At 53.1% G+C, this 20,631-nt stretch carries 16 protein-coding genes and 5 tRNA genes; 17 read left to right on the plus strand and 4 right to left on the minus strand.

Annotated features, from left to right (window positions below):
* Positions 1-113: 113 nt before the first annotated feature.
* Positions 114-1,184, plus strand: a complete 1,071-nt coding sequence (locus K0H63_RS10195) for a PLP-dependent cysteine synthase family protein (protein WP_220064585.1) — start codon at positions 114-116, stop codon at positions 1,182-1,184.
* 75 nt (positions 1,185-1,259) lie between these two features.
* On the opposite strand, the gene queE is transcribed toward K0H63_RS10195, so the two are convergent.
* Positions 1,260-1,931, minus strand: coding sequence for a 7-carboxy-7-deazaguanine synthase QueE (gene queE, locus K0H63_RS10200; protein WP_220064586.1), 672 nt, complete (start codon positions 1,929-1,931; stop codon positions 1,260-1,262).
* A gap of 190 nt (positions 1,932-2,121) precedes the next feature.
* Here queE and queC point away from each other — a divergent pair, with 190 nt between their 5' ends.
* Both queC and rrtA read left to right on the plus strand, forming a co-directional pair.
* A complete protein-coding gene (gene queC / locus K0H63_RS10205; protein WP_220064587.1) occupies positions 2,122-2,814 on the plus strand; it encodes a 7-cyano-7-deazaguanine synthase QueC in 693 nt (230 codons plus the stop codon).
* Positions 2,815-2,861: 47 nt separating this feature from the next.
* Positions 2,862-3,425, plus strand: a complete 564-nt coding sequence (rrtA, locus tag K0H63_RS10210) for a rhombosortase (protein ID WP_220064588.1) — start codon at positions 2,862-2,864, stop codon at positions 3,423-3,425.
* Between the two features lie 104 nt (positions 3,426-3,529).
* Here rrtA and uvrB read toward each other — a convergent pair whose 3' ends face one another.
* Positions 3,530-5,548: an excinuclease ABC subunit UvrB gene (gene uvrB, locus K0H63_RS10215; protein ID WP_220064589.1), complete on the minus strand. Its 2,019-nt coding sequence runs from the start codon at positions 5,546-5,548 to the stop codon at positions 3,530-3,532.
* A 754-nt stretch (positions 5,549-6,302) separates the two neighbouring features.
* On the opposite strand from uvrB, the gene K0H63_RS10220 reads away from it, so the two are divergent.
* The 14 genes from K0H63_RS10220 to gloA all read left to right on the plus strand — a co-directional run bounded on the left by K0H63_RS10220 (position 6,303) and on the right by gloA (position 16,544).
* Positions 6,303-6,378: transfer RNA gene (locus K0H63_RS10220), tRNA-Asn, on the plus strand.
* A 49-nt stretch (positions 6,379-6,427) separates the two neighbouring features.
* A tRNA-Asn gene (locus K0H63_RS10225) sits at positions 6,428-6,503 on the plus strand.
* A gap of 23 nt (positions 6,504-6,526) precedes the next feature.
* A tRNA-Asn gene (locus tag K0H63_RS10230) sits at positions 6,527-6,602 on the plus strand.
* 23 nt (positions 6,603-6,625) lie between these two features.
* Positions 6,626-6,701, plus strand: a tRNA-Asn gene (locus K0H63_RS10235).
* A gap of 22 nt (positions 6,702-6,723) precedes the next feature.
* Positions 6,724-6,799 (plus strand) — tRNA-Asn (locus K0H63_RS10240).
* Between the two features lie 147 nt (positions 6,800-6,946).
* A complete protein-coding gene (locus K0H63_RS10245) occupies positions 6,947-8,875 on the plus strand; it encodes an EAL domain-containing protein (RefSeq protein WP_220064590.1) in 1,929 nt (642 codons plus the stop codon).
* Positions 8,876-8,951: 76 nt separating this feature from the next.
* Positions 8,952-9,530, plus strand: coding sequence for an electron transport complex subunit RsxA (gene rsxA, locus K0H63_RS10250; protein WP_220064591.1), 579 nt, complete (start codon positions 8,952-8,954; stop codon positions 9,528-9,530).
* Positions 9,530-10,099 (plus strand): electron transport complex subunit RsxB, encoded by a 570-nt coding sequence (rsxB, locus tag K0H63_RS10255; RefSeq protein WP_220064592.1) that lies wholly within the window; start codon positions 9,530-9,532, stop codon positions 10,097-10,099. The genes rsxA and rsxB overlap by 1 nt, the downstream gene beginning before the upstream one ends.
* The gene (gene rsxC, locus K0H63_RS10260) at positions 10,093-12,744 is read left to right on the plus strand and encodes an electron transport complex subunit RsxC (RefSeq protein ID WP_220064593.1); all 2,652 of its coding nucleotides are present in this window, start codon (positions 10,093-10,095) and stop codon (positions 12,742-12,744) included. The genes rsxB and rsxC overlap by 7 nt, the downstream gene beginning before the upstream one ends.
* A gap of 2 nt (positions 12,745-12,746) precedes the next feature.
* The gene (gene rsxD / locus K0H63_RS10265; RefSeq protein WP_220064594.1) at positions 12,747-13,793 is read left to right on the plus strand and encodes an electron transport complex subunit RsxD; all 1,047 of its coding nucleotides are present in this window, start codon (positions 12,747-12,749) and stop codon (positions 13,791-13,793) included.
* A gap of 9 nt (positions 13,794-13,802) precedes the next feature.
* Entirely contained in the window at positions 13,803-14,450 is a 648-nt protein-coding gene (rsxG, locus tag K0H63_RS10270) for an electron transport complex subunit RsxG (protein WP_220064595.1), read from the plus strand.
* A complete protein-coding gene (locus K0H63_RS10275) occupies positions 14,443-15,141 on the plus strand; it encodes an electron transport complex subunit E (protein ID WP_220064596.1) in 699 nt (232 codons plus the stop codon). The genes rsxG and K0H63_RS10275 overlap by 8 nt, the downstream gene beginning before the upstream one ends.
* Before the next feature lie 31 nt (positions 15,142-15,172).
* The gene (nth, locus tag K0H63_RS10280; protein WP_220064597.1) at positions 15,173-15,814 is read left to right on the plus strand and encodes an endonuclease III; all 642 of its coding nucleotides are present in this window, start codon (positions 15,173-15,175) and stop codon (positions 15,812-15,814) included.
* A gap of 319 nt (positions 15,815-16,133) precedes the next feature.
* Positions 16,134-16,544 carry a lactoylglutathione lyase gene (gloA, locus tag K0H63_RS10285; RefSeq protein ID WP_220064598.1) on the plus strand — a complete coding sequence of 137 codons (411 nt, stop codon included), beginning with the start codon at positions 16,134-16,136 and terminating at the stop codon, positions 16,542-16,544.
* A 103-nt stretch (positions 16,545-16,647) separates the two neighbouring features.
* On the opposite strand, the gene K0H63_RS10290 is transcribed toward gloA, so the two are convergent.
* Both K0H63_RS10290 and ruvB read right to left on the minus strand, forming a co-directional pair.
* Entirely contained in the window at positions 16,648-19,167 is a 2,520-nt protein-coding gene (locus K0H63_RS10290) for a TonB-dependent receptor plug domain-containing protein (protein ID WP_220064599.1), read from the minus strand.
* Positions 19,168-19,623: 456 nt separating this feature from the next.
* The gene (gene ruvB / locus K0H63_RS10295) at positions 19,624-20,628 is read right to left on the minus strand and encodes a Holliday junction branch migration DNA helicase RuvB (protein ID WP_011759952.1); all 1,005 of its coding nucleotides are present in this window, start codon (positions 20,626-20,628) and stop codon (positions 19,624-19,626) included.
* Positions 20,629-20,631: the final 3 nt, after the last annotated feature.

Here is a 20,631-nt window from a genome sequence, read left to right on the forward strand (position 1 = left end):
CACATCTGTTAATGCCAATCGCAACAATCTCAGCCAGCTTTGATCCTGACGCTGTGAAATCCTGTTGATTTTTCATATTATCCAAGCTCGTATCGCAAAACACAGGACTCCCCATGAGCCTTCCCATATGCACCAGCTGGGTAGCCAATGCCATCGGCAAAATTGAAGCCGACTTTCAGCGCAGCGCCGACACCCATCTTATTAAGCTCGAGTTACCGATACTGGACGGCATCGACATCTATTTAAAAGACGAAAGCACCCACCCCACAGGTAGCCTCAAACATCGTCTCGCCCGTTCACTGTTCCTGTATGCCCTTTGTAACGGCTGGATTAAAGAAGGCACGGCGGTTATCGAGTCTTCATCCGGCAGCACGGCTGTATCGGAGGCCTATTTTGCCCGCCTGCTTGGTTTACCCTTTATTGCGGTGATGCCAAAGAGCACCGCCAAGCGCAAAATCGAGCAAATTGAGTTTTATGGCGGCCGTTGCCATTTTGTTGAACATTCCAGCGAGATTTACGCCGAGTCAGAGAAGCTTGCCAGAGAACTCAACGGCCATTACATGGATCAGTTTACCTACGCCGAACGGGCCACCGACTGGCGCGGCAACAACAACATCGCCAACGCGATTTTTGGCCAAATGGAGCGCGAACCCCATCCCATCCCCAGCTGGATTGTAATGAGCCCGGGCACTGGCGGCACGTCAGCCACCATTGGTCGCTATATCCGCTATCAGCGCCTCGCTACCAAATTGCTGGTGGTCGACCCGCAGCACTCGGTGTTTTACGACTACTTCAATACCGGTGACGCCAGCATTACCTGTGAAAAAGGCAGCTGTATTGAAGGCATTGGCCGGCCCAGAGTGGAGCCCTCTTTTATTCCGGGAGTGGTGGATGAAATGCTGAAAGTCGCGGACGTGAACTCCATTGCCACCATGTATTGGCTTGAAGCGTTAATCGGCCGCAAAACCGGACCTTCTACCGGCACCAACTTGTACGGCGCGCTGAAACTGGCTTCCCAAATGAAGGCAAGCGGCGAAAGCGGCAGTATCGTTACGCTTATCTGCGATCCCGGCGAGCGGTATCTCGATACCTACTACAACAGCGACTGGGTGGGTTCTCACATCGGCGATATCACCGCAGCCAGTGCTGCCCTCGCCGCCTTCAATGAAAGTGGCAAGCTGTGAGTGCCTGTTGACTCAACTAAAAAAGCTCCCGTGGGAGCTTTTTTATTGGCAGGACTTCCGCAAAAGACCTATTAATCAATCAATATTCAAATACTTATGGGTTTGAATTGATAGACGCCAGTTGCGGGCAATGCAGGTTTTCATCGCAAGCTCTGTGGCACGGGCCTTCTGGCTGATGGGCTGCAAACAAATGGTTTTGCCAGTGATATCCACACCTTCCAGTAGCGCATCGAGCTCATCAATGTGCGCATCGGTAGCCACTGGATGCTTGATTTCATTGGCACGTTCAAGGGCTTGTTTCAGCACCGGATAGCCGCCTTTCATATTCACCTTGGGCGATACAGTCACATAGGTGCTCTCTGAGCAGCGCACCTCAAAGGTGCCACTGGTTTCAATCTGGCAATGAAACCCTGCCGCTTCAAAGCCTTGGGTTAAATCCGTTAAGTCGTGCATACAGGGTTCGCCGCCGGTGATCACCACCAGTTTGGCGGAAAAGCCCTTATTAATGAATGCATCCACTAAAGATGAAGCCGAATGCATTGCCCATCGGCCAATGCTGCCATCCACCTGAATAACGTCTGCGGGCGCCACTTTATTTTGTTCGAGCACATCCCAGGTTTGGGCGGTGTCGCACCAGGGGCAGGCTACCGGGCAGCCCTGCAGGCGCACGAAGATGGCGGGCAGGCCAGTGTGGCTGCCTTCACCCTGAATGGTTTCAAAGACTTCGTTGATGGGATACTCGGTCATCAGGACTCGCTCGTTTGGTGTCGCTGCCGTAGCAGGGAAACGACATACATTCAATTCGGCCGGCTGTTATAGAAGATTTCAGCCACGGATTCAAGGGAACTTTTACGCGTCAGAAACCAGTTACTTTGAAGCTGCCCGGCTGCTGGGATACACTATATCCCCAAAAGTTTAACTCAGTATCGGTTTTTCCATGTCCAAAGCAGTTGTCGTATTCAGTGGTGGTCAGGATTCCACTACCTGTCTGGTGCAGGCCCTGTCTCAGTTTAATGAAGTACACGCCATCACCTTCGATTATGGTCAGCGCCACAGTGAAGAAATTGACGTAGCCAAATCGCTGGCAAACGAGCTTGGCTGTGCGTCCCACAAAATCATGGACGTGTCTTTGCTTGGCGAGCTTGCCATCAGCGCCCTCACCCGAGACGCCATCCCCGTTTCCCACGAACTGATGGAAAATGGTCTGCCCAATACCTTTGTCCCGGGTCGCAATATCCTCTTCTTAACCCTTGCCGGCATATACGCCTATCAACTTGGCGCCGATACTGTGATCACCGGTGTATGTGAAACCGACTTCTCTGGCTATCCTGATTGCCGCAATGATTTCATCAAAGCCATGGAGCAGGCGCTCAATCTGGGTATGGACAAACAACTTGAAATTCGCACGCCGCTGATGTGGCTCAATAAAGCCGAAACCTGGGCGCTGGCCGACCGTTACGGCAAGCTCGAACTGGTGCGGAATCAAACCCTGACCTGTTACAACGGGATCCGTGGCGATGGGTGTGGCGATTGCCCCGCCTGCCTGCTGCGACGCCGCGGCCTTGAGGACTACCTCAATAATCGTGATGCGGTAAACGCAGAACTTACCAACAAGACGGCCGCCAATTGAGCTTACTGCCATCAAGCCTGTTGCCTTCAATAGACAAGCGCCTGCTAATGATAGGCGCTCTGCTGTCCCTGCTCTGTGCTGCGCTCTATTTTTTGCCTGTTGATGGGAAGCTTAATTGGCAAAGGCACCTTATTGGCGCAGGCGAATATTGGCGCCTTATCAGCGGCAACTTGCTGCACACCAACCACTGGCATTTCTTGATGAACCTGGCGGGCTTCTGGGTGATTTTGAGCTTGCATCATTTTCATTACCGCGCGGCCGGGCTCGTGTTGCTGCTGTTTGTTCTCTGCCTCGGTGAAGGTATTGGCCTGTACCTGTTTTACCCAAGCCTTCAGGCGTATGTGGGCCTAAGCGGTATTTTGCACGGCCTCTTTGCCTTTGGTGCTCTGATGGATATTAAGCGCGGGCTTAAATCCGGCTGGCTGCTGCTGATTGGCCTGGGTTTAAAAGTGGGATACGAGCAGTATTTTGGCGCCAGCAACGATGTGGCGAGCCTGATTGGTGCCAGGGTCGCTACCGAGTCGCATTTGGTGGGTGCACTGCTTGGCACAGCCCTGGGAGTGGCCTATCTCGCCTATTGCTCATCGAATGTGACAAAGAGTCCCGCATAAATCCGGCCAGTTGCCCCTTATCTCAAAGCAGAGAGAAAAAACGCGCCAGTGGCGCGTTTTTCATGTTTGCACTTGCCTTCAGATGGCTAGGCTCTGTTTAAGACTCAAGCTTCCAGCAGCTGCTGGCGCAGCCCATGGATTTCATCCCTGAGCGCGGCGGCCTGCTCGAACTCCAGATCCCGTGCATGCTGATGCATCTGTTTTTCAAGCGCATCTATGGTCACGGCAATCTGATGCGGGTCGTGCTTCATCGACGGTTTACCTGTGCCGGCGCTGCGACCTGACACCTTGGCCGCGCCGCGGCTTGGTGCAGACCTCTCGCCCACATCCATCACATCGGTGATTTTCTTCACCACGCCGCGGGGGACAATGCCGTGCTCTTCATTGAACTGCATCTGTTTGGCGCGGCGACGGTCAGTTTCAGCCATGGCGCGGGCCATGGAGTCAGTAATACGGTCGGCATAGAGAATCACTTTGCCGTTCACGTTACGGGCTGCGCGGCCTACGGTCTGAATAAGCGAGCGTTCTGAGCGCAAAAAGCCCTCTTTATCAGCATCGAGAATACACACCAGAGACACTTCCGGCATGTCGAGACCTTCTCTTAACAAGTTAATGCCGACCAGCACATCGAAGACGCCAAGTCGCAGGTCGCGGATAATTTCCATTCGCTCCACAGTATCGATATCCGAGTGCAAGTAGCGCACTTTAACGCCGTGCTCGTCGAGGTAATCGGTGAGATCTTCTGCCATCCGCTTGGTGAGTGTGGTCACCAGCACCCGCTCATTCACTTCCACCCGCTTGGCGACTTCAGAGAGAAGATCATCAACCTGAATGGCCACAGGACGTACTTCCAGCTCGGGGTCAATCAAACCGGTTGGCCGCACTACCTGCTCAGCAATGTCTTCCCCGCTTTTCTCCAGCTCATACTTACCGGGCGTTGCCGAGACGAAAATGGTCTGGGGCATCAGGGATTCAAATTCTTCAAACTTCAGCGGCCGGTTATCCAGTGCTGAAGGCAAACGGAAACCATATTCCACCAGGGTGGTTTTACGTGAGCGGTCACCCTTATACATGGCGCCAATTTGCGGCACTGTGTTGTGGGACTCATCAATGATCATCAGGCCATCGGCAGGCAGATAGTCAAGCAGCGTTGGGGGCCCTTCCCCTTCGGCGCGGCCAGACAGATATCGGGAGTAATTTTCAATCCCGGAGCAGTATCCCAGCTCTGTCATCATTTCCACATCGTACTGAACCCGCTCGGTAATACGCTGCGCCTCGATGAGCTTGTGGTTATCCAAAAACTGCTGCTTGCGCCCCCTCAGTTCATCTTTAATCTGATCAATGGCTTCGAGGATCTTTTCCCGCGGCGTTACATAGTGGGTTTTGGGGTACACTGTGGCGCGAGCAAGACGTTTGGTCACCTGACCCGTGAGGGGATCAAACTCGCTGATGCGCTCAATCTCATCGTCGAACAGTTCAACCCGAATGGCATCCCGCTCCGAATCCGCCGGAAAAATGTCAATGACTTCTCCCCGAACCCGGAAGGTGCCCCGCTGCAAATCGATGTCGTTGCGGCTGTATTGCAGTTCGCTAAGGCGCCTTAAGATGTCACGCTGGCCCATAAAGTCGCCCTGGCGCAAATGCAGCAGCATCTTCATATAGGAGTCAGGGTCACCCAAACCATAGATCGCGGAGACTGACGCGACAATGATGACATCACGGCGTTCAAGCAAGGCCTTTGTGGCTGACAGACGCATCTGTTCTATGTGGGCGTTTACCGAGGCATCTTTCTCAATAAAGGTATTGGATGCCGGCACATAGGCTTCTGGTTGATAGTAGTCGTAGTAAGAAACAAAGTATTCCACCGCATTATTGGGAAAGAACTCTTTCATCTCGCCATAGAGCTGGGCCGCCAGCGTCTTATTGGGTGCCATGATAATGGTGGGCCGCCCCAGGGTGGCAATGACATTCGCCACGGTAAAGGTCTTGCCAGAGCCTGTTACGCCCAGCAAGGTTTGACAGGCGAGTCCTGATTCCAGCCCGTCGATCAGTTTGGCGATGGCTTTAGGCTGATCGCCTGCGGGTGAATACTGGGAAGAAAGTTGAAAAACTTGCTCAGACACAGAAAAGTTCGTCCTCGTTAAGCCGGGCTCCTAGTGTAAACCAGCGCACCTTCGACGCCAACTGCACTGAATCAGCAGGATATGCTCTTTGACTAATACAGTATTTTGTAACTCTCTGACATACCGCTCTCGGTTGGTGCCTTTTACTTATTTGGTACGCTTGTACAGCACTCACTGATAAATTCATGCACACATTTTATGTTGTCGTGTCTCTACAATTTTCAGTCACAATGGCATTGCCCCCCTCTCTACTACCACAAACAACTTGACATTGATTTTATTGAACATTTTTACGCCGCACTGTGAAGGTGCATTTTAAGACAAATCCCGGATTCATGCGGGTTTGCAGCCTCATTTATTGTGAAACTCACAGGCTTATCCACAGAAATTGTGGAAAAGTACCTGAAAGCCTCACCGGGCGTGGCTTTGGCCAGGGTTAAGGTCAGGGGGCCCTTCTGCGGGTCGGTTTGTAATTTAACTACATCTGTAATTGCCGCATCCGGGTGCTGGCGCGCTGATCCTTAAAACCTCAGTGATTCTTAGACAGCTTTCTGCTCAGGAACGAAAGTTTCGCACCATAAAACAGTCACTTGCTGGGTAAATGCTGAACATTGTGCTGATTTTCGCGCCACGATGCACATTAGATGAGCACTTAACGACTTAATCACACTTTTTTTGGTTTCCAGCGTTGACTCATCAGGCCACCCGTTTTACTATGCGCTCCGTTCTCAGCGAGCAGTTGTTTTACAACGATTCCCCTGTAGTTCAGTCGGTAGAACGGCGGACTGTTAATCCGTATGTCACTGGTTCAAGTCCAGTCAGGGGAGCCACTCTCTGAAACACGCCCTTAAGGGCATGAAGTTAATCGCAAAAATTTGTTCCCCTGTAGTTCAGTCGGTAGAACGGCGGACTGTTAATCCGTATGTCACTGGTTCAAGTCCAGTCAGGGGAGCCAACTTCAAAAGCGATACAATCTGTTCCCCTGTAGTTCAGTCGGTAGAACGGCGGACTGTTAATCCGTATGTCACTGGTTCAAGTCCAGTCAGGGGAGCCAACTTCAAAAGCGATACAATCTGTTCCCCTGTAGTTCAGTCGGTAGAACGGCGGACTGTTAATCCGTATGTCACTGGTTCAAGTCCAGTCAGGGGAGCCAATCGCACTTCATTTTTTTCGATTCCCCTGTAGTTCAGTCGGTAGAACGGCGGACTGTTAATCCGTATGTCACTGGTTCAAGTCCAGTCAGGGGAGCCATCGAAGTCCACGTTGTTCATTCCCCTACTCACTGCATTGCAAATCCCGTTGATTTGGATTTTGTTTTTTCCGCTTTGAGGTTACACTTTTCGCTGTTCTTAACATTCTTTAGCTAAAATCATCAAAACGGCGTTAATGGAATTAGCCATGAGTTTGATCAAAACTTTCCCCCTCGCACTTATTTTGCTCTTCGGTGGTGCCGCACTTTGGTTGCATCAAGAGAACCTTGGCCTGATGCAGGATGCTGGCAAGGCCCTGGAAACGCAATATCAGAACAAAACCACTGAATTGGCTTCCTGGCATGGTGATGGCAAGGCACTCTATCAACACCTGCAGCAATCGATCACTTTGCAGTTTTTTCAGTACACCGATGGGACCGATGGCAGTCGCAACTTCACCACCGGACAATTGCAGGAAACCCCGGCATCGTTTTTGGCAAGCCTGTTTCCGCTGGAAATAAGTGATACCCGCAACTTGCCTGACGGGCGACTCATGGTGAAGTTGGACACAAACGGCCCACGGGCGAAGGCAGTTAAAATCTATTCAGAACAGTTACTTATCCTTGGGAGTTTATGGGCCGCTTCGCTGCTGCTGTTTTTGGTGTGTGCGTCCAGACTGTCCCGTAAAATCAATTACGCAGCTGAGTATGTGAAGTCACTGGCGGAGCTTAACTTCTCGCCCCCTGAGCAATCCAGACTCGGCGGTGAGCTTAAATGCCTTGCAGGCGCATTTGAAGATGCCCGGCAAGCATTGAAGCAAAAGATTGACGGTTTGCATCATGAAAACGAAAAGCTGTCCCGTGCAGCATTTCAAGATCCCATCACAGGTTTTGGCAGCAGAGCACGCTTTACCCGTAAATTGGATGAATTGGCCAAGAGCCAGAAAGACTTGCTGGGTTCCCTTGCCATGTTGCAAGCCACAGAGCTGGGTACTATCAACCAGCTTAAGGGCCGTACCGCTGGCGATGACTATCTGGCAAAAGTCGCTGGATGTTTGCGTAAGGCAGGCAGCCCCTTCCCCGATGCCGAATTTTACCGGATAAGCAGCTCCGACTTTGCGGTGTTTCTGCCTAATCTGGTTATCAGTGATGCAGAACGATTCCTTGAGCCGCTCAAGACGTTACTCGATGAATACCAGTCCACTTCTGCCATGGAGTCGGTTGCCTATACCGGACTCGTCCCCTATAAGAGTGGCGTTGACCCAGTGGGCTTACTCAGTCTCTCTGATGCGGCGCTTAGCATTGCTCAAACACTGGGTTCTAACAGTTTCCATGTGCTTGAGAAGTTCAGTGAGGATCAGGAAATCGGAGATAACCGCTGGCAAGTGGCTATTACTGAAATCATTACCCAACGCGCAGTACGATTCTTTCAGCAGCCGATACAGCCCTGCCGCAGTGAAGTGGAAGTCTACCGCGAACTCTTTGCCCGCTTCTTTAACTCAGAAGGCAAGGTACTCCCTACCGCTACTGTGATAGCCATGGCTGAAAGGCACGGACTGAGTCAGGAGCTGGATAAGCTGGTCGTCCTCTCAGCTGTGCGCATGTTGCTGGATAACCCAAACCTGACCGGTGCCTATGGGGTCAATATCAGCGCTGTGTCGGCAACCGATGATAATTTTGTGGTCTGGCTTAAGGATCTTCTAACCAAACACAAGACCATTTCTAACCGACTGGTACTGGAAATCAATGAAAGTGGCCTGCAAACCAATATGCAGGGCAGTTTCCGCTTTATTCGCGAAATCCACAGTGTTGGCACCCGGGTATCTATCGAGCGTTTCGGCATGGGCTTTACATCGTTTAAGTTTTTCCGGGAAGTCAGACCCGACTACATCAAGCTCGACGCCACCTACAGCGAAGCCATAGATCAAGACGCCAACAACAAGTTTTTTGTGCGCATGATGATAGACATCGCCAGACGTATCGGTGTCAGGGTCATTGCCTGTGGTGTGGAACGTCAGGAAGAAAAGCTGACGTTAGAGAAGCTTATGGTGGACGGTTTGCAAGGTTTCTATATTGCCAAACCAGAACCTGCCGCCGGCAAAGACTCGCTTGACGAGAAACTGGCCCGCCAGAGTTAACCCTGCATTTGATATGTTGTTAATGAGACTCAAAAAGCCGATAATACCCGGCACCGACCGCTAATGCTTTTTTGCGATGAGTGAATATCTCCTGTTGTTGATCGGTACTGTGCTGGTCAACAACTTCGTTTTGGTAAAATTTCTCGGACTTTGCCCCTTTATGGGGGTGTCAGGCAAGCTTGAGTCTGCCATCGGCATGTCGATGGCGACTACCTTTGTATTGACCCTGGCCTCCGTTCTCAGTTTCCTGGTGAACCAGTATCTGCTGGCGCCTTTTGATTTGACCTATCTGCGCACCATGAGTTTTATTCTGGTGATCGCCGTTGTGGTGCAGTTCACCGAAATGCTGGTGCAAAAAACCAGTGCCAGTCTGCACCGTGCGCTGGGTATTTACCTGCCGCTTATCACCACCAACTGCGCCGTTCTCGGTGTCGCGCTGCTCAATGTGAACGAGCAGCACGATTTTCTGGAATCAGCCATCTATGGCTTTGGCGCCGCGGTGGGATTTTCTTTGGTGCTCGTCCTCTTCTCAGCCATGCGTGAACGCCTGGCAGCGGCCGATGTGCCCCTGCCTTTTCGGGGTGGCGCGATTGCCATGATCACCGCCGGGCTGATGTCACTGGCCTTTATGGGCTTTACCGGTTTGGTGAAATAATGTCTGCAGTCATGATAGCCGTTGTATTACTGGGCCTGCTGGCATTGGTATTTGGTGCCATATTGGGCTTTGCTGCCGTTAAATTCAGAGTCGAAGGCGACCCTCTGGTAGATCAGGTCGAGTCCCTGCTGCCACAAACTCAGTGTGGTCAGTGTGGCTATCCTGGTTGCCGCCCCTACGCTGAAGCCATTGCCGGCGGTGACCAAATCAACAAATGTCCCCCCGGTGGCACCGCCACCATGGAAAAAATCGCTGAGCTGATGGGAGTTGAACCTCAGCCCCTGTCTGCCATAACTGAGCAGCAAGTCAAAAAGGTTGCCTACATTCGCGAAGACGAGTGTATCGGTTGTACCAAGTGTATTCAGGCGTGTCCGGTGGATGCCATCGTCGGCGCCGGTAAACTGATGCACACCGTCATTACCCAGGACTGCACCGGCTGCGATCTCTGTGTCGAGCCCTGCCCCGTCGATTGCATCGACATGCTCCCTGTCACTCAGGACATCAAGACCTGGAACTGGAAACTGAGTGCCATTCCCGTGATGCAGCTCGAAGAGGATAAACAGTGCTGACGCTTTTGGAACAATTGGATAAGGGTACGCTGTGGCGCTCACCCGGTGGTATTCATCCACCCGAGATGAAATCCGTCTCCAATGGCACTGCCATTGCCACACTGCCACTGTTTGATGAATACCTGGTTCCCCTGCCTCAGGTTGGTGAACAGGCCACTCTCGCCGTAAAGGCGGGTGATACCGTTCTTAAAGGGCAAATGTTGACTCAGGGTCAGGGCTTTGGCTATTTACCGGTACATGCCCCCACTTCAGGCAGTGTAAAAGCCATTGAGTCTCGGCCGAGCAACCATGCATCCGCCCTGCCCATACTGACGCTGGTATTGGAAGCCGATGGCCAGGATACATGGTGTGAACTCCAAGGCGCAGCTTTGGATGAGTTGACCCCGGCCCAAATGGTCAAAAGAATTCAGGATGCCGGCATCGCCGGTATGGGCGGCGCCGCGTTTCCGAGCCACATTAAATTAAGTCCGGCCAGCGAAATAGAGTTGGTGATAGTCAACGGTGTTGAATGTGAACCCTACATCACGGCAGACGATCGCCTGATGCGCGAGCACGCCGATGGGATTATCGCGGGTATTGGCATAGTGCACCGTATCCTTGCGCCCAAACGCATTATCATCGCCATCGAGGATAACAAGCCCGAAGCCGCTGAAGCCATGCGGGCCGCCGTCAATCGCAGCCAGTTACCGGCGGGACTTGTCAGGGTCACTGTAATCCCGACCAAATATCCTTCAGGCGGTGAAAAGCAGCTCATTCAGATTGTTACCGGACAGGAAGTGCCCTCCGGCGCCATTCCAGCTCAGCTCGGTATCCTGGTGCACAACGTGGGTACCCTGTATGCAATCCGCGATGCTGTCATCGAAGGAAAGCCTTTGATAGAAAGAGTCGTTACCGTCACCGGCAACGCGGTAACCAAACCCGGAAACTACTGGGCTTTAATCGGCAGCAAGGTAGAGGATCTCCTCCACCACTGTGATTTTCGTGCAGCGCAGGCCCAAAAGATCATCATGGGTGGTCCTATGATGGGTTACACCCTGGCCGATACCCAGGTCCCGATTTTGAAGGGCAGCAACTGTCTGCTGTTGCCCAACGGCCTCGAAATCACCGAGATGCCGCCCGAGAAACCCTGTATTCGCTGCGGCGAATGTGCCGTTGCCTGCCCCGCATCATTGCTGCCACAGCAACTCTTTTGGCACGCCAAAGCGGAAGAATACGACAAGGCACAAAGCTATAACCTCAAAGACTGTATCGAGTGCGGATGTTGCAGCTATGTCTGCCCCAGTGACATCCCCCTGGTAGAATATTATCGGGTTGCCAAGGCCGCCATTCGCCAACAGGCGGAAGAAAAAGCCAGTGCTGAGCGCGCAAAAGTGCGATTTGAAGCCCGCATTGCCCGCCTTGAAGAAGAAAAAGCGGCCCGTGAAGCCAAGGCAAAAGAGGCCGCAGAGAAACGTAAAGCGGCCATGGCCGGGGGAGAAAAAGACGCCATCGCCGCCGCCCTCGCCCGGGTGCAGGCCAAAAAAGCCGCCCAGGAGCAAACTGCCGCTCCGAGCGTTGACTCGCCAGAGGGTGTACCAGCTTCAGCCGCCGATCCTAAAGCCGGTGTCGCTGCCGCCATAGCAAGAGCCAAAGCAAAGAAGGCCGCCCAGCAGGAAGCCGCCAAGGCCGCTGCTAACACCGGGATTACGGAAGCTGACGCCGACGTAAAAACACAGGCCAAGCCTGAGTTAGCGTCCGAATCAGCAAGCAGCGAAGATCCGAAAAAGGCCGCTGTCGCCGCAGCGATTGCCCGCGCCAAGGCTAAAAAAGCAGCCCTGGCGGCAAACAGCAATACAGCCGCTGCAGACACCGCCGAAGGCAACATCCAATCCTCCCAACAGGCACCAGAAGTAAAGGTGTCTGAAGTGCAGCTAGCGGATGCAGAGGCTGACGCGAAGGAGCAGGATCCCAAGCGTGCCGCTGTAGCCGCGGCCATCGCCAAAGCAAAAGCCAAAAAGGCCGCCAGGAGTACCGATGAAAATGCCGCTCCGGAGTCAGTTTCGTCAGCGCCGGCGGCGCCGGTAGCCGACTCAGGCTCAGACTCAGACCCAATGGATACCAAATCAGCCAGAGTTGCTGCAGCCGTTGCCAAAGCTAAAGCCAAGAAGTCGGCGGCGAGTGCTGCACAGAGCGCTCCCCAAACGGATATGGCCGCTGAAACTGATAAGGGCGGCGTTGAAGCAAGTTCCCCACAAACAGATGAAAGTACTCTTGCGAGCAAGCTAAACGACAAACCTGATGACAAGGCCGCCAGAGTGGCCGCTGCGGTAGCAAAAGCCAAGGCGAAGGCAGCGGCGAAACGTGAAGGAAGACAGTCAGATACTGCAGAAACTGGCAGCGTTCAATCTGAAGAGTCTCTAGCGGCTGACCCCCAGGCACTGGAGACTGATGCCCAAGCACTCGCGAACAGTTCCTTTACCGATAAGGCCGCTGACAAGTCGCCGGTTGAAAGCCAAGTATCAGAACAAGGTGGAAACACCCAAGACAGCTCAAATACAGGTATTTCAGAGGTTCCACCAACAGATGCCGATGCGCTTAAAAAAGCCCGTATTGCTGCGGCCGTCGCCAAAGCCAAGGCCAAAAAAGCCGCCAAGGAGCATGAATAATCATGGCGTTTAAGATTGCATCATCACCCCATGTGCGCAAAGACAGCCAAACCTCGGCCGTGATGCAGCGCGTCATTCTTGCTGCCCTGCCGGGCCTCGCTGTCCAATGCTATTTCTTTGGTTGGGGCACCTTTATTCAGGTGTGTCTCGCCATTGCGACGGCCCTTTCCGCCGAAGCTCTGGTGCTTAAGCTCAGAAACCGCCCGATATCGGCTACCTTGATGGACCAGAGTGCTGTGCTTACCGCGCTCTTGATTGGTGTCGCCATTCCGCCGCTCGCCCCCTGGTATTTGGTGGTCATAGGTACGGTATTCGCCATCGTGATGGTGAAACAGCTTTATGGCGGTTTGGGGCAAAACCTCTTTAACCCCGCCATGGCCGCCTATGTACTGCTTCTCGTGTCTTTCCCGGTACTGATGACGACATGGGCCGTCCCCAGCACGCTGGCACAAAGCAGCGCAGGCATTCTGGATGCCATTGAAGTCATTTTTTCAGCTCAGGGCGCAGCTGACTTCGCGCTTGGGATTGATGGCGTGTCCATGGCAACCCCACTGGACACCTTGAAAACCGATCTGTCCATGGGGCTCACCGCCGATGAAAGCCTGAAAAAAGCCATCTTCGGCGGTGGCAGCACAGGTGAAGGCTGGTTCTGGGTGAATCTTGCTTATCTGTGCGGCGGCCTGTTTTTATTGGCCACCAAAACCATTCGCTGGCACATCAGCGCTGGGCTCATCGGCGCCCTCTTTGTGTGCAGCCTCTTTGGCTTTGGCGCATCGCCAGACACCCACGCCAGCCCCCTGTTTAACCTCTTCAGTGGCGCAACCATGCTGGCAGCCTTTTTTATTGCCACCGATCCTGTGACCGCCGCCACCAGTCCTCGCGGACGGCTGCTCTTTGGCGCCATGATAGGGGTATTGGTTTATCTGATCCGCACCTTTGGTGGTTACCCCGATGGTGTGGCGTTTGCGGTATTGCTGGCCAACCTCTGCGCTCCGCTAATCGACTATTACATCAAGCCCCGGGCCTATGGCCATCGTGGCAGCCTGTAGGACCTGGCGATGCAAAAATCCATCATCAAAAACGGACTCCTCTTAAGCGGTTTTGCGCTTATCTGTACCGCAGCGGTCGCCCTGGTGAACGAAGCTACCAAAGACAAGATTGCCGAGCAGCAACGTCTTGAGCTCACCCGTATACTGCACCAGATAGTGCCCGATGAGCTTCATGACAATGACCTTGGCATGAGCTGCATTCTGATCCATAACGCCGACGCTTTGGGCACAGACGAGCCGATGCCGGTTTATCTGGCAAGCAATGCCAATGAGCCAGTGGCGCTTGCCATAGAGACCATTGCCCCTGATGGGTATAACGGCAATATTCGCCTTATTGTAGGGGTAGACCTCAATGGCAAGGTGCTTGGTGTCCGTACCCTTACCCATCAGGAAACGCCGGGGCTTGGCGATAAGATTGAGCTGCGCAAGTCCAACTGGGTACTGTCATTTAACGACAAGGTGTTTTCCGATAAGACAAGTGACCGCTGGAAGGTGAAAAAGGATGGCGGTGACTTTGACCAGTTCACCGGTGCCACCATTACCCCCAGGGCCTACCTCAAGGCCATAAGCCGTACCCTGACCCTTGTCAGTGCCAATCAGGCCGAGTGGTTTAACAGGCCTCTGGGCTGTGATAACGGAGCCAATGCAGATGAGTAACTACAAAGAGATTGCCTGGCAAGGGCTTTGGAAAAATAACCCGGGGCTGGTGCAGCTTTTGGGGCTTTGTCCACTCCTTGCGGTCACAGCTACCCTGACCAACGCCCTTGGACTTGGTCTTGCCACTGTTGCCGTGTTGATTGGCTCCAACGTGCTCGTATCCCTGGTTCGTGAATTTGTCCCCAAGGAAATTCGCATTCCTGTGTTTGTGATGATCATCGCCGCCCTGGTGACAGTAGTGCAGCTGGTTATCAACGCCTATGCCTACGGCCTTTACCTGTCGCTGGGGATATTTCTGCCGCTCATTGTGACTAACTGCGTCATCATAGGCCGCGCCGAAGCCTTCGCATCCCGCAACAGCGTGGGCGCCGCCGCCTTCGATGGTCTGATGATGGGGGTAGGCTTTACCGCCGTGCTTGCCGTGCTGGGCGCGGTGCGGGAAATCCTCGGTCAGGGCACCCTGTTTGATGGCGCCGACCAACTGCTTGGCGACTGGGCTGCCTCTCTTCGTATTGAGCTGTGGCAGGTGGATAACAGCTTCTTGCTGGCAATGCTGCCCCCCGGCGCCTTTATCGCTATGGGACTCTTGATTGCCGCTAAAAATGTTATCGATAAGCGCCTGGAAGCGAAGAAGCCAGCGCCCGAAGCCGCGCCCGCCATCACCCGAGCCAGGATAACCAAAGTAGGCTGAATACGGCAGACTGAGTAAGGTAAGAGATACCGTGAATAACCAAAAGCGAGTGGAAATTTTAACCCGGCTTAGAGCCAATAACCCCAAGCCAGAGACTGAGCTTAATTTTTCCTCCCCCTTTGAATTGCTTGTGGCTGTCACCCTGTCGGCGCAGGCCACCGATGTCAGTGTGAACAAGGCCACCGATAAGCTGTTTCCAGTGGCCAATACCCCACAAGCCATAGTTGACCTTGGTGTCGAGGGGCTTAAGGAGTATATTAAAACCATCGGGCTTTTTAATAACAAAGCCATCAACGTGGTGAAGCTGTCGCAAATCCTGCTGGAAAAGCACGGCGGCGAAGTGCCTGAAGACCGTGAAGCGCTGGAAGCCCTTCCCGGTGTGGGCAGAAAGACCGCCAACGTGGTGCTTAACACCGCCTTTGGCTGGCCTACCATTGCCGTGGACACCCATATCTTCCGTATGGCAAACCGCACCAAGTTTGCGCCCGGCAAGAACGTGGTCGAGGTAGAGGAGCGGATGCTCAAGGTGGTGCCGGCCGAGTTTAAAGTGGACGTACACCACTGGTTTATTCTGCACGGACGCTACACCTGCCTTGCCCGCAAACCTCGCTGCGGCAGCTGCATCATCGAAGATCTGTGCGAATTCAAGGACAAGGTTTACCCAGACGAGTAAGCTGGGACCCTGAAATGAAAAACGCCGCAAACTGTTACCAGTTGCGGCGTTTTTCGTATAAATCGGCTTAAAACATGGAGGTTGCAAATGCAGCGAAGAACAATCCAATCACAGCTACAGTGCCCACAGCCATTTTCAGTTCAGTTTTCATCTTCTTCTCCTTTGGTGAACTTATACGGCATTATCCGATGCCATTGTGGCTTTAGCCAACACCACACTGTCAAACTGTGAGTTGCTTCAGATTTCTCCTTTTGTTCCCTGTATGCAGTACGTTTTTGCTATACTGGCCGCCATCTTACTGCCGTTAAAGGAACCCCAAATGTCTCAAATTCTTCATACCATGGTTCGGGTTGCCAATCTTGAAAAATCCATCGCCTTCTACACCGAAGTGCTGGGCATGAAGCTGCTGCGCACCTCAGAAAATCCTGAGTATCGTTATTCACTGGCTTTTGTGGGCTATGGCGAAGAAGCCAAGGGCGCAGCTGTGATTGAACTCACCTGGAACTGGGATACCGATAAATACGATCTGGGCACAGGTTTTGGCCATATTGCCATCGGTAAAGCTGATATTTACAAGGCCTGCGAAGACATCGCCAGGGCCGGCGGTAAAGTGACCCGCGCGCCGGGTCCTGTTGCCGGTGGCACCACCGAAATCGCTTTCGTGGAAGACCCCGATGGTTACAAGATTGAACTCATCCAGATGAAATCCGCCATGCAAGGCCTTGGCTGATTTTTACCGGGGCGAGGCATACTGACTCAGGCTCTCGTTCCCGCAATAAAAAAGCGCCCATGGGGCGCTTTTTTGTTTCTGCTTATTCAGTGTCTGATGGTTATCAGAACTTCATCGTCAGACCACCGTAGATTTGACGACCGATGGTGTCAAATACTTCAGGAATGGTGCCGCCGTCGCTGCCGTTTGGCACGTAGGATGGCTCTTCATCGGTGAGGTTCTTCACACCCAGAGATACGGTCACATCGTCGTTGATGAAGTAAGTTGCAACCACGTTGTGGTACAGCACTGAGTCTACAGTCTCATTGCGGTCGCCCAGCCATTCGGTTTCGCCGATGAAACGGTTGTAGTACATCAGGCTCCAGTCGGCCTGGCCGGCCTGGATGCTGAAGTTGTTACGCACCTTGGCATAACCACCGAAGTTACCATCGCTGGTGCCTTCGTAAGCAACGTTGTCCTGTTCGAACTCCAGCAGATAGGTCAGATCGTTGTTGATCTTCCAATCCAGATTCAGGGCTTCGAAGTTGTAGGCCAGGTTGAAGTCGATACCACTGGTGTTCTGGCTACCCACGTTGGTCAGCGGGTTGGTGAAGTTCGACAGATCGCCCTCAGCGGTGATCTTGAAGGTTTCACAGGCGCTCAGAATACCGGCATGACAGTCATCCAGACCCTTCTGTGCATCCAGACGGGTAATAGCGTTGGTCACACGGAAACGCCAGTAGTCGAGGGTCAGAGACAGACCTTCGATGTAGCTTGGAGAGTACACCAGACCGGCAGTGTAAGACTCAGACTCTTCTGGCTTCAGATCGGGATCTGAGGTGTAGTTCACCAGAATTTGTGGGTCCTGCTCGTTACCCCATGGGTCATCCAGGTAATCGTAAGAACCTGTGTTACCGCCAAACAGCTCTGCAACGTTGGGTGCACGGAAACCGGTGGCAGCTACGGTACGCAGCATCAGGTCGTCAGTGGCTTCATAGGTCAGACCCACTTTCCAGGTAGAAGCTTTACCAAAGGTAGAGTAGTCATCGAAACGCAGGGCAAATTCACCGGTCAGTTTCTCAGTGAAAGGCACGCTCACTTCCTGATAGATTGAGAATACGTCGTAGTTACCATCAGTTGGGTCTTGCTGAGCAGCAGTGCCCTCACCGGCCACAATCACAGGATCGGGATTGTAGTAGCCGCTGTCGTAACGGTATTCGGCACCGATGGCAAAACCAACCGCACCAGCGCTCAGGTCAAACAATTCGCCGCTCAGTACGCCGGCAACCACGTGCTGCTCGTTACCACCATCGTTACGCTCGGTGAAACCGATGTCGTTGATGATATCCTGTGGCAGCGGCTGACCGCTGAGCCATGAGTCCAGGTTGTTGTAGACGGAGTTTTCCATCTTCACGGCATTGATGGAGTTTTCAACCCAGGTCTCGGCCTTGTTCTTACCATAGGTGTAAGACAGGTCCCAGGTCATGCCGGTGTTGATGTCCAGAGAGCCTTGCAGGCCCAGAGAGGCGCGCAGGGTGTCGGTGTCCTGATTGTAGATACGTGGACCTACATCGGTAGTACGACGACGGTAGTTTACACGGCCAGTGTCATCAGGACCGATACCTGCGGCAATCATATCGGCATCCAAAGTGATGCAACGTGCGGCATCGATACCCTCTTCGCCACATACGCCCAGCATGATGTCAGCTGGCTGAGCAGCCATTTGCTGATCAGATTTACGCTTGGTGTACAGGATGTCACCGGTCAGCAGCAGATCGTCACCCAGTTCCTGAGTCATGTTGGCAAACAGGCTGTAACGCTTGCTTGGTGTCTGATACCAGCTGTCCTGGGTGAAGTCATAACCTGTGTTACGGTCAACCCAGTTACCATTGGCGTCTTTCACCATACCTTCCAGAGAGCCGGTAGGGATGAATGAGCTGTAACCTGGCTCGGTCCACTCACGATCGGCCTGGATAACACCACGGCGCTCAGAGTAAGCCGCACCAAAGGTGTAGTTGCCACCGTTGTCGGTATTGAAACCGTAGAGCATGCTCAGTTCGCCGCTTTCGCCGTCACCCTTGTCGGTGCCACTGCCGTTGAAATCGAACTGGAAGCCTTCAAAATCTTTCTTGGTGATGATGTTCACCACACCGGCGATGGCGTCAGAGCCATATACAGCAGATGCGCCGTCTTTCAGGATTTCTACACGGGCAATCATGGCAACTGGGATGGAGTTCAAATCTACCGCGCTGTCTGCGCCTGAACCTGAGTTCACCATGCGGCGACCGTTCAGAAGTACCAGAGTACGCTCAGCGCCCATACCACGCAGGTCTACCTGCGCTACGCCGTCTGCACCGTTGTTGGTGCTTGAACCCACGGCGGCACCCGCCATGGAGGTTTGAGCCTGCAGCATTTGGTCAACAGAGGTGAAGCCTTCAGCGCGAATGGCATCGGCGCTGATCACTGTGACAGGAGAAGCAGTTTCCATATCCTGACGCTGGATACGTGAACCTGTTACCGCAATACGCTCTACGTCTTTGGCTTGAGCTTCTTCAGCAAACGCCTGGCTGGACACGACAGCAGAAGCACTGGTGGCCAACAGAACACAATTGACCGCCCAGGCGATTCTCGTGGTTTTTAACATGATTTAACTCCCTGCTTATTTTGACTGCGCCTGTAAGATTTTGAATTTGGCGCAGACCCGATACTCGCCAAGCAGCAGAGAATCGTCAAACCCTCAAACTCTTAACATTTCATTTCCAATGAAACACTTATGTTCACTTAAGTTTTCCGTTTTGTATGTGGCAATGTTTTAATTTTGTTTATTACTGAATATTTATTCAAATATGCAGTTACAGTCTGTCACAAGCGCTCATGTCATCAGCAAACCGGCCAGCAACCCGTTAACAATGCAAAGAGCAATATATGTGATCTCGATCACACTTTTTCTGTGACTCATATCGCTTAAATTCGTCCATAAGGCCGCTTTGATAACGAAATTAACAGACTCTGTTAATGAATAGCGAAGGACATAAACCCTTGTCCCATAAAAAAGAGACCCTGAGGTCTCTTTTTTTACGCAGTGTTTGAGCTGATTTAGTCAGTCAGGTTTGATGAGGTCAAAGTGGCTGTAGGCTCGGGCAGTAGCAATACGTCCCCGGGGTGTGCGCTGTACGAAGCCCTGTTGAATAAGAAACGGCTCCAACACATCTTCGATGGTTTCGCGCTCTTCACCGATGGCGGCGGCAAGGTTATCCAGCCCCACAGGACCGCCCATAAACTTATCGATGATGGCGAGCAGCAACTTGCGGTCCATGTAATCGAAGCCTTCGCTGTCGACATCGAGCAAATCCAGCGCAGACTGGGCAACGGCGCGGCTGATGGCGCCATCGTGTTTCACTTCGGCAAAGTCGCGCACCCGGCGCAGCAGCCGGTTGGCGATACGGGGCGTACCGCGACTGCGGCGGGCAATTTCTTCGGCGCCGCCTTCATCCATGGGCACATCCATCACCTTGGCCGAGCGGGCAACAATGGATGACAGGTCGCGGACATTGTAAAACTCAAGCCGCAGCGGAATGCCGAAACGGGCTCGCAGGGGCGATGTGAGCGAGCCTGCGCGGGTCGTGGCGCCCACCAACGTAAATGGCGGCAAATCCAGCTTGATGGAGCGTGCTGCCGGCCCCTCACCTATCATGATATCCAGCTGATAGTCTTCCATCGCCGGATAGAGGATTTCCTCCACCACAGGGCTTAAGCGGTGGATTTCATCGATAAAGAGCACGTCACCTTCTTCAAGATTGGTGAGCAACGCCGCCAAATCACCGGCCTTTTCCAGCACAGGCCCGGAGGTGGACTTGATGTTCACCCCCATTTCGTTGGCAACGATATTGGCCAGAGTGGTTTTACCCAGGCCTGGCGGGCCGTAGATCAGCATATGATCCAGGGCTTCGCCGCGCTTTTTGGCCGCTTCAATAAAGACTTTAAGCTGGGCGCGGGTATCGTCCTGCCCCGTGTATTCATCGAGCAATTTTGGCCGCATGGCGCGGTCAATCACATCTTCCTGACCCAGATCCTGGGGCTGAATAAGCCGGTCGGCCTCAATCATGGT

The organism is Shewanella zhangzhouensis, assembly GCF_019457615.1.
GTDB classification, from domain to species: domain Bacteria; phylum Pseudomonadota; class Gammaproteobacteria; order Enterobacterales; family Shewanellaceae; genus Shewanella; species Shewanella zhangzhouensis.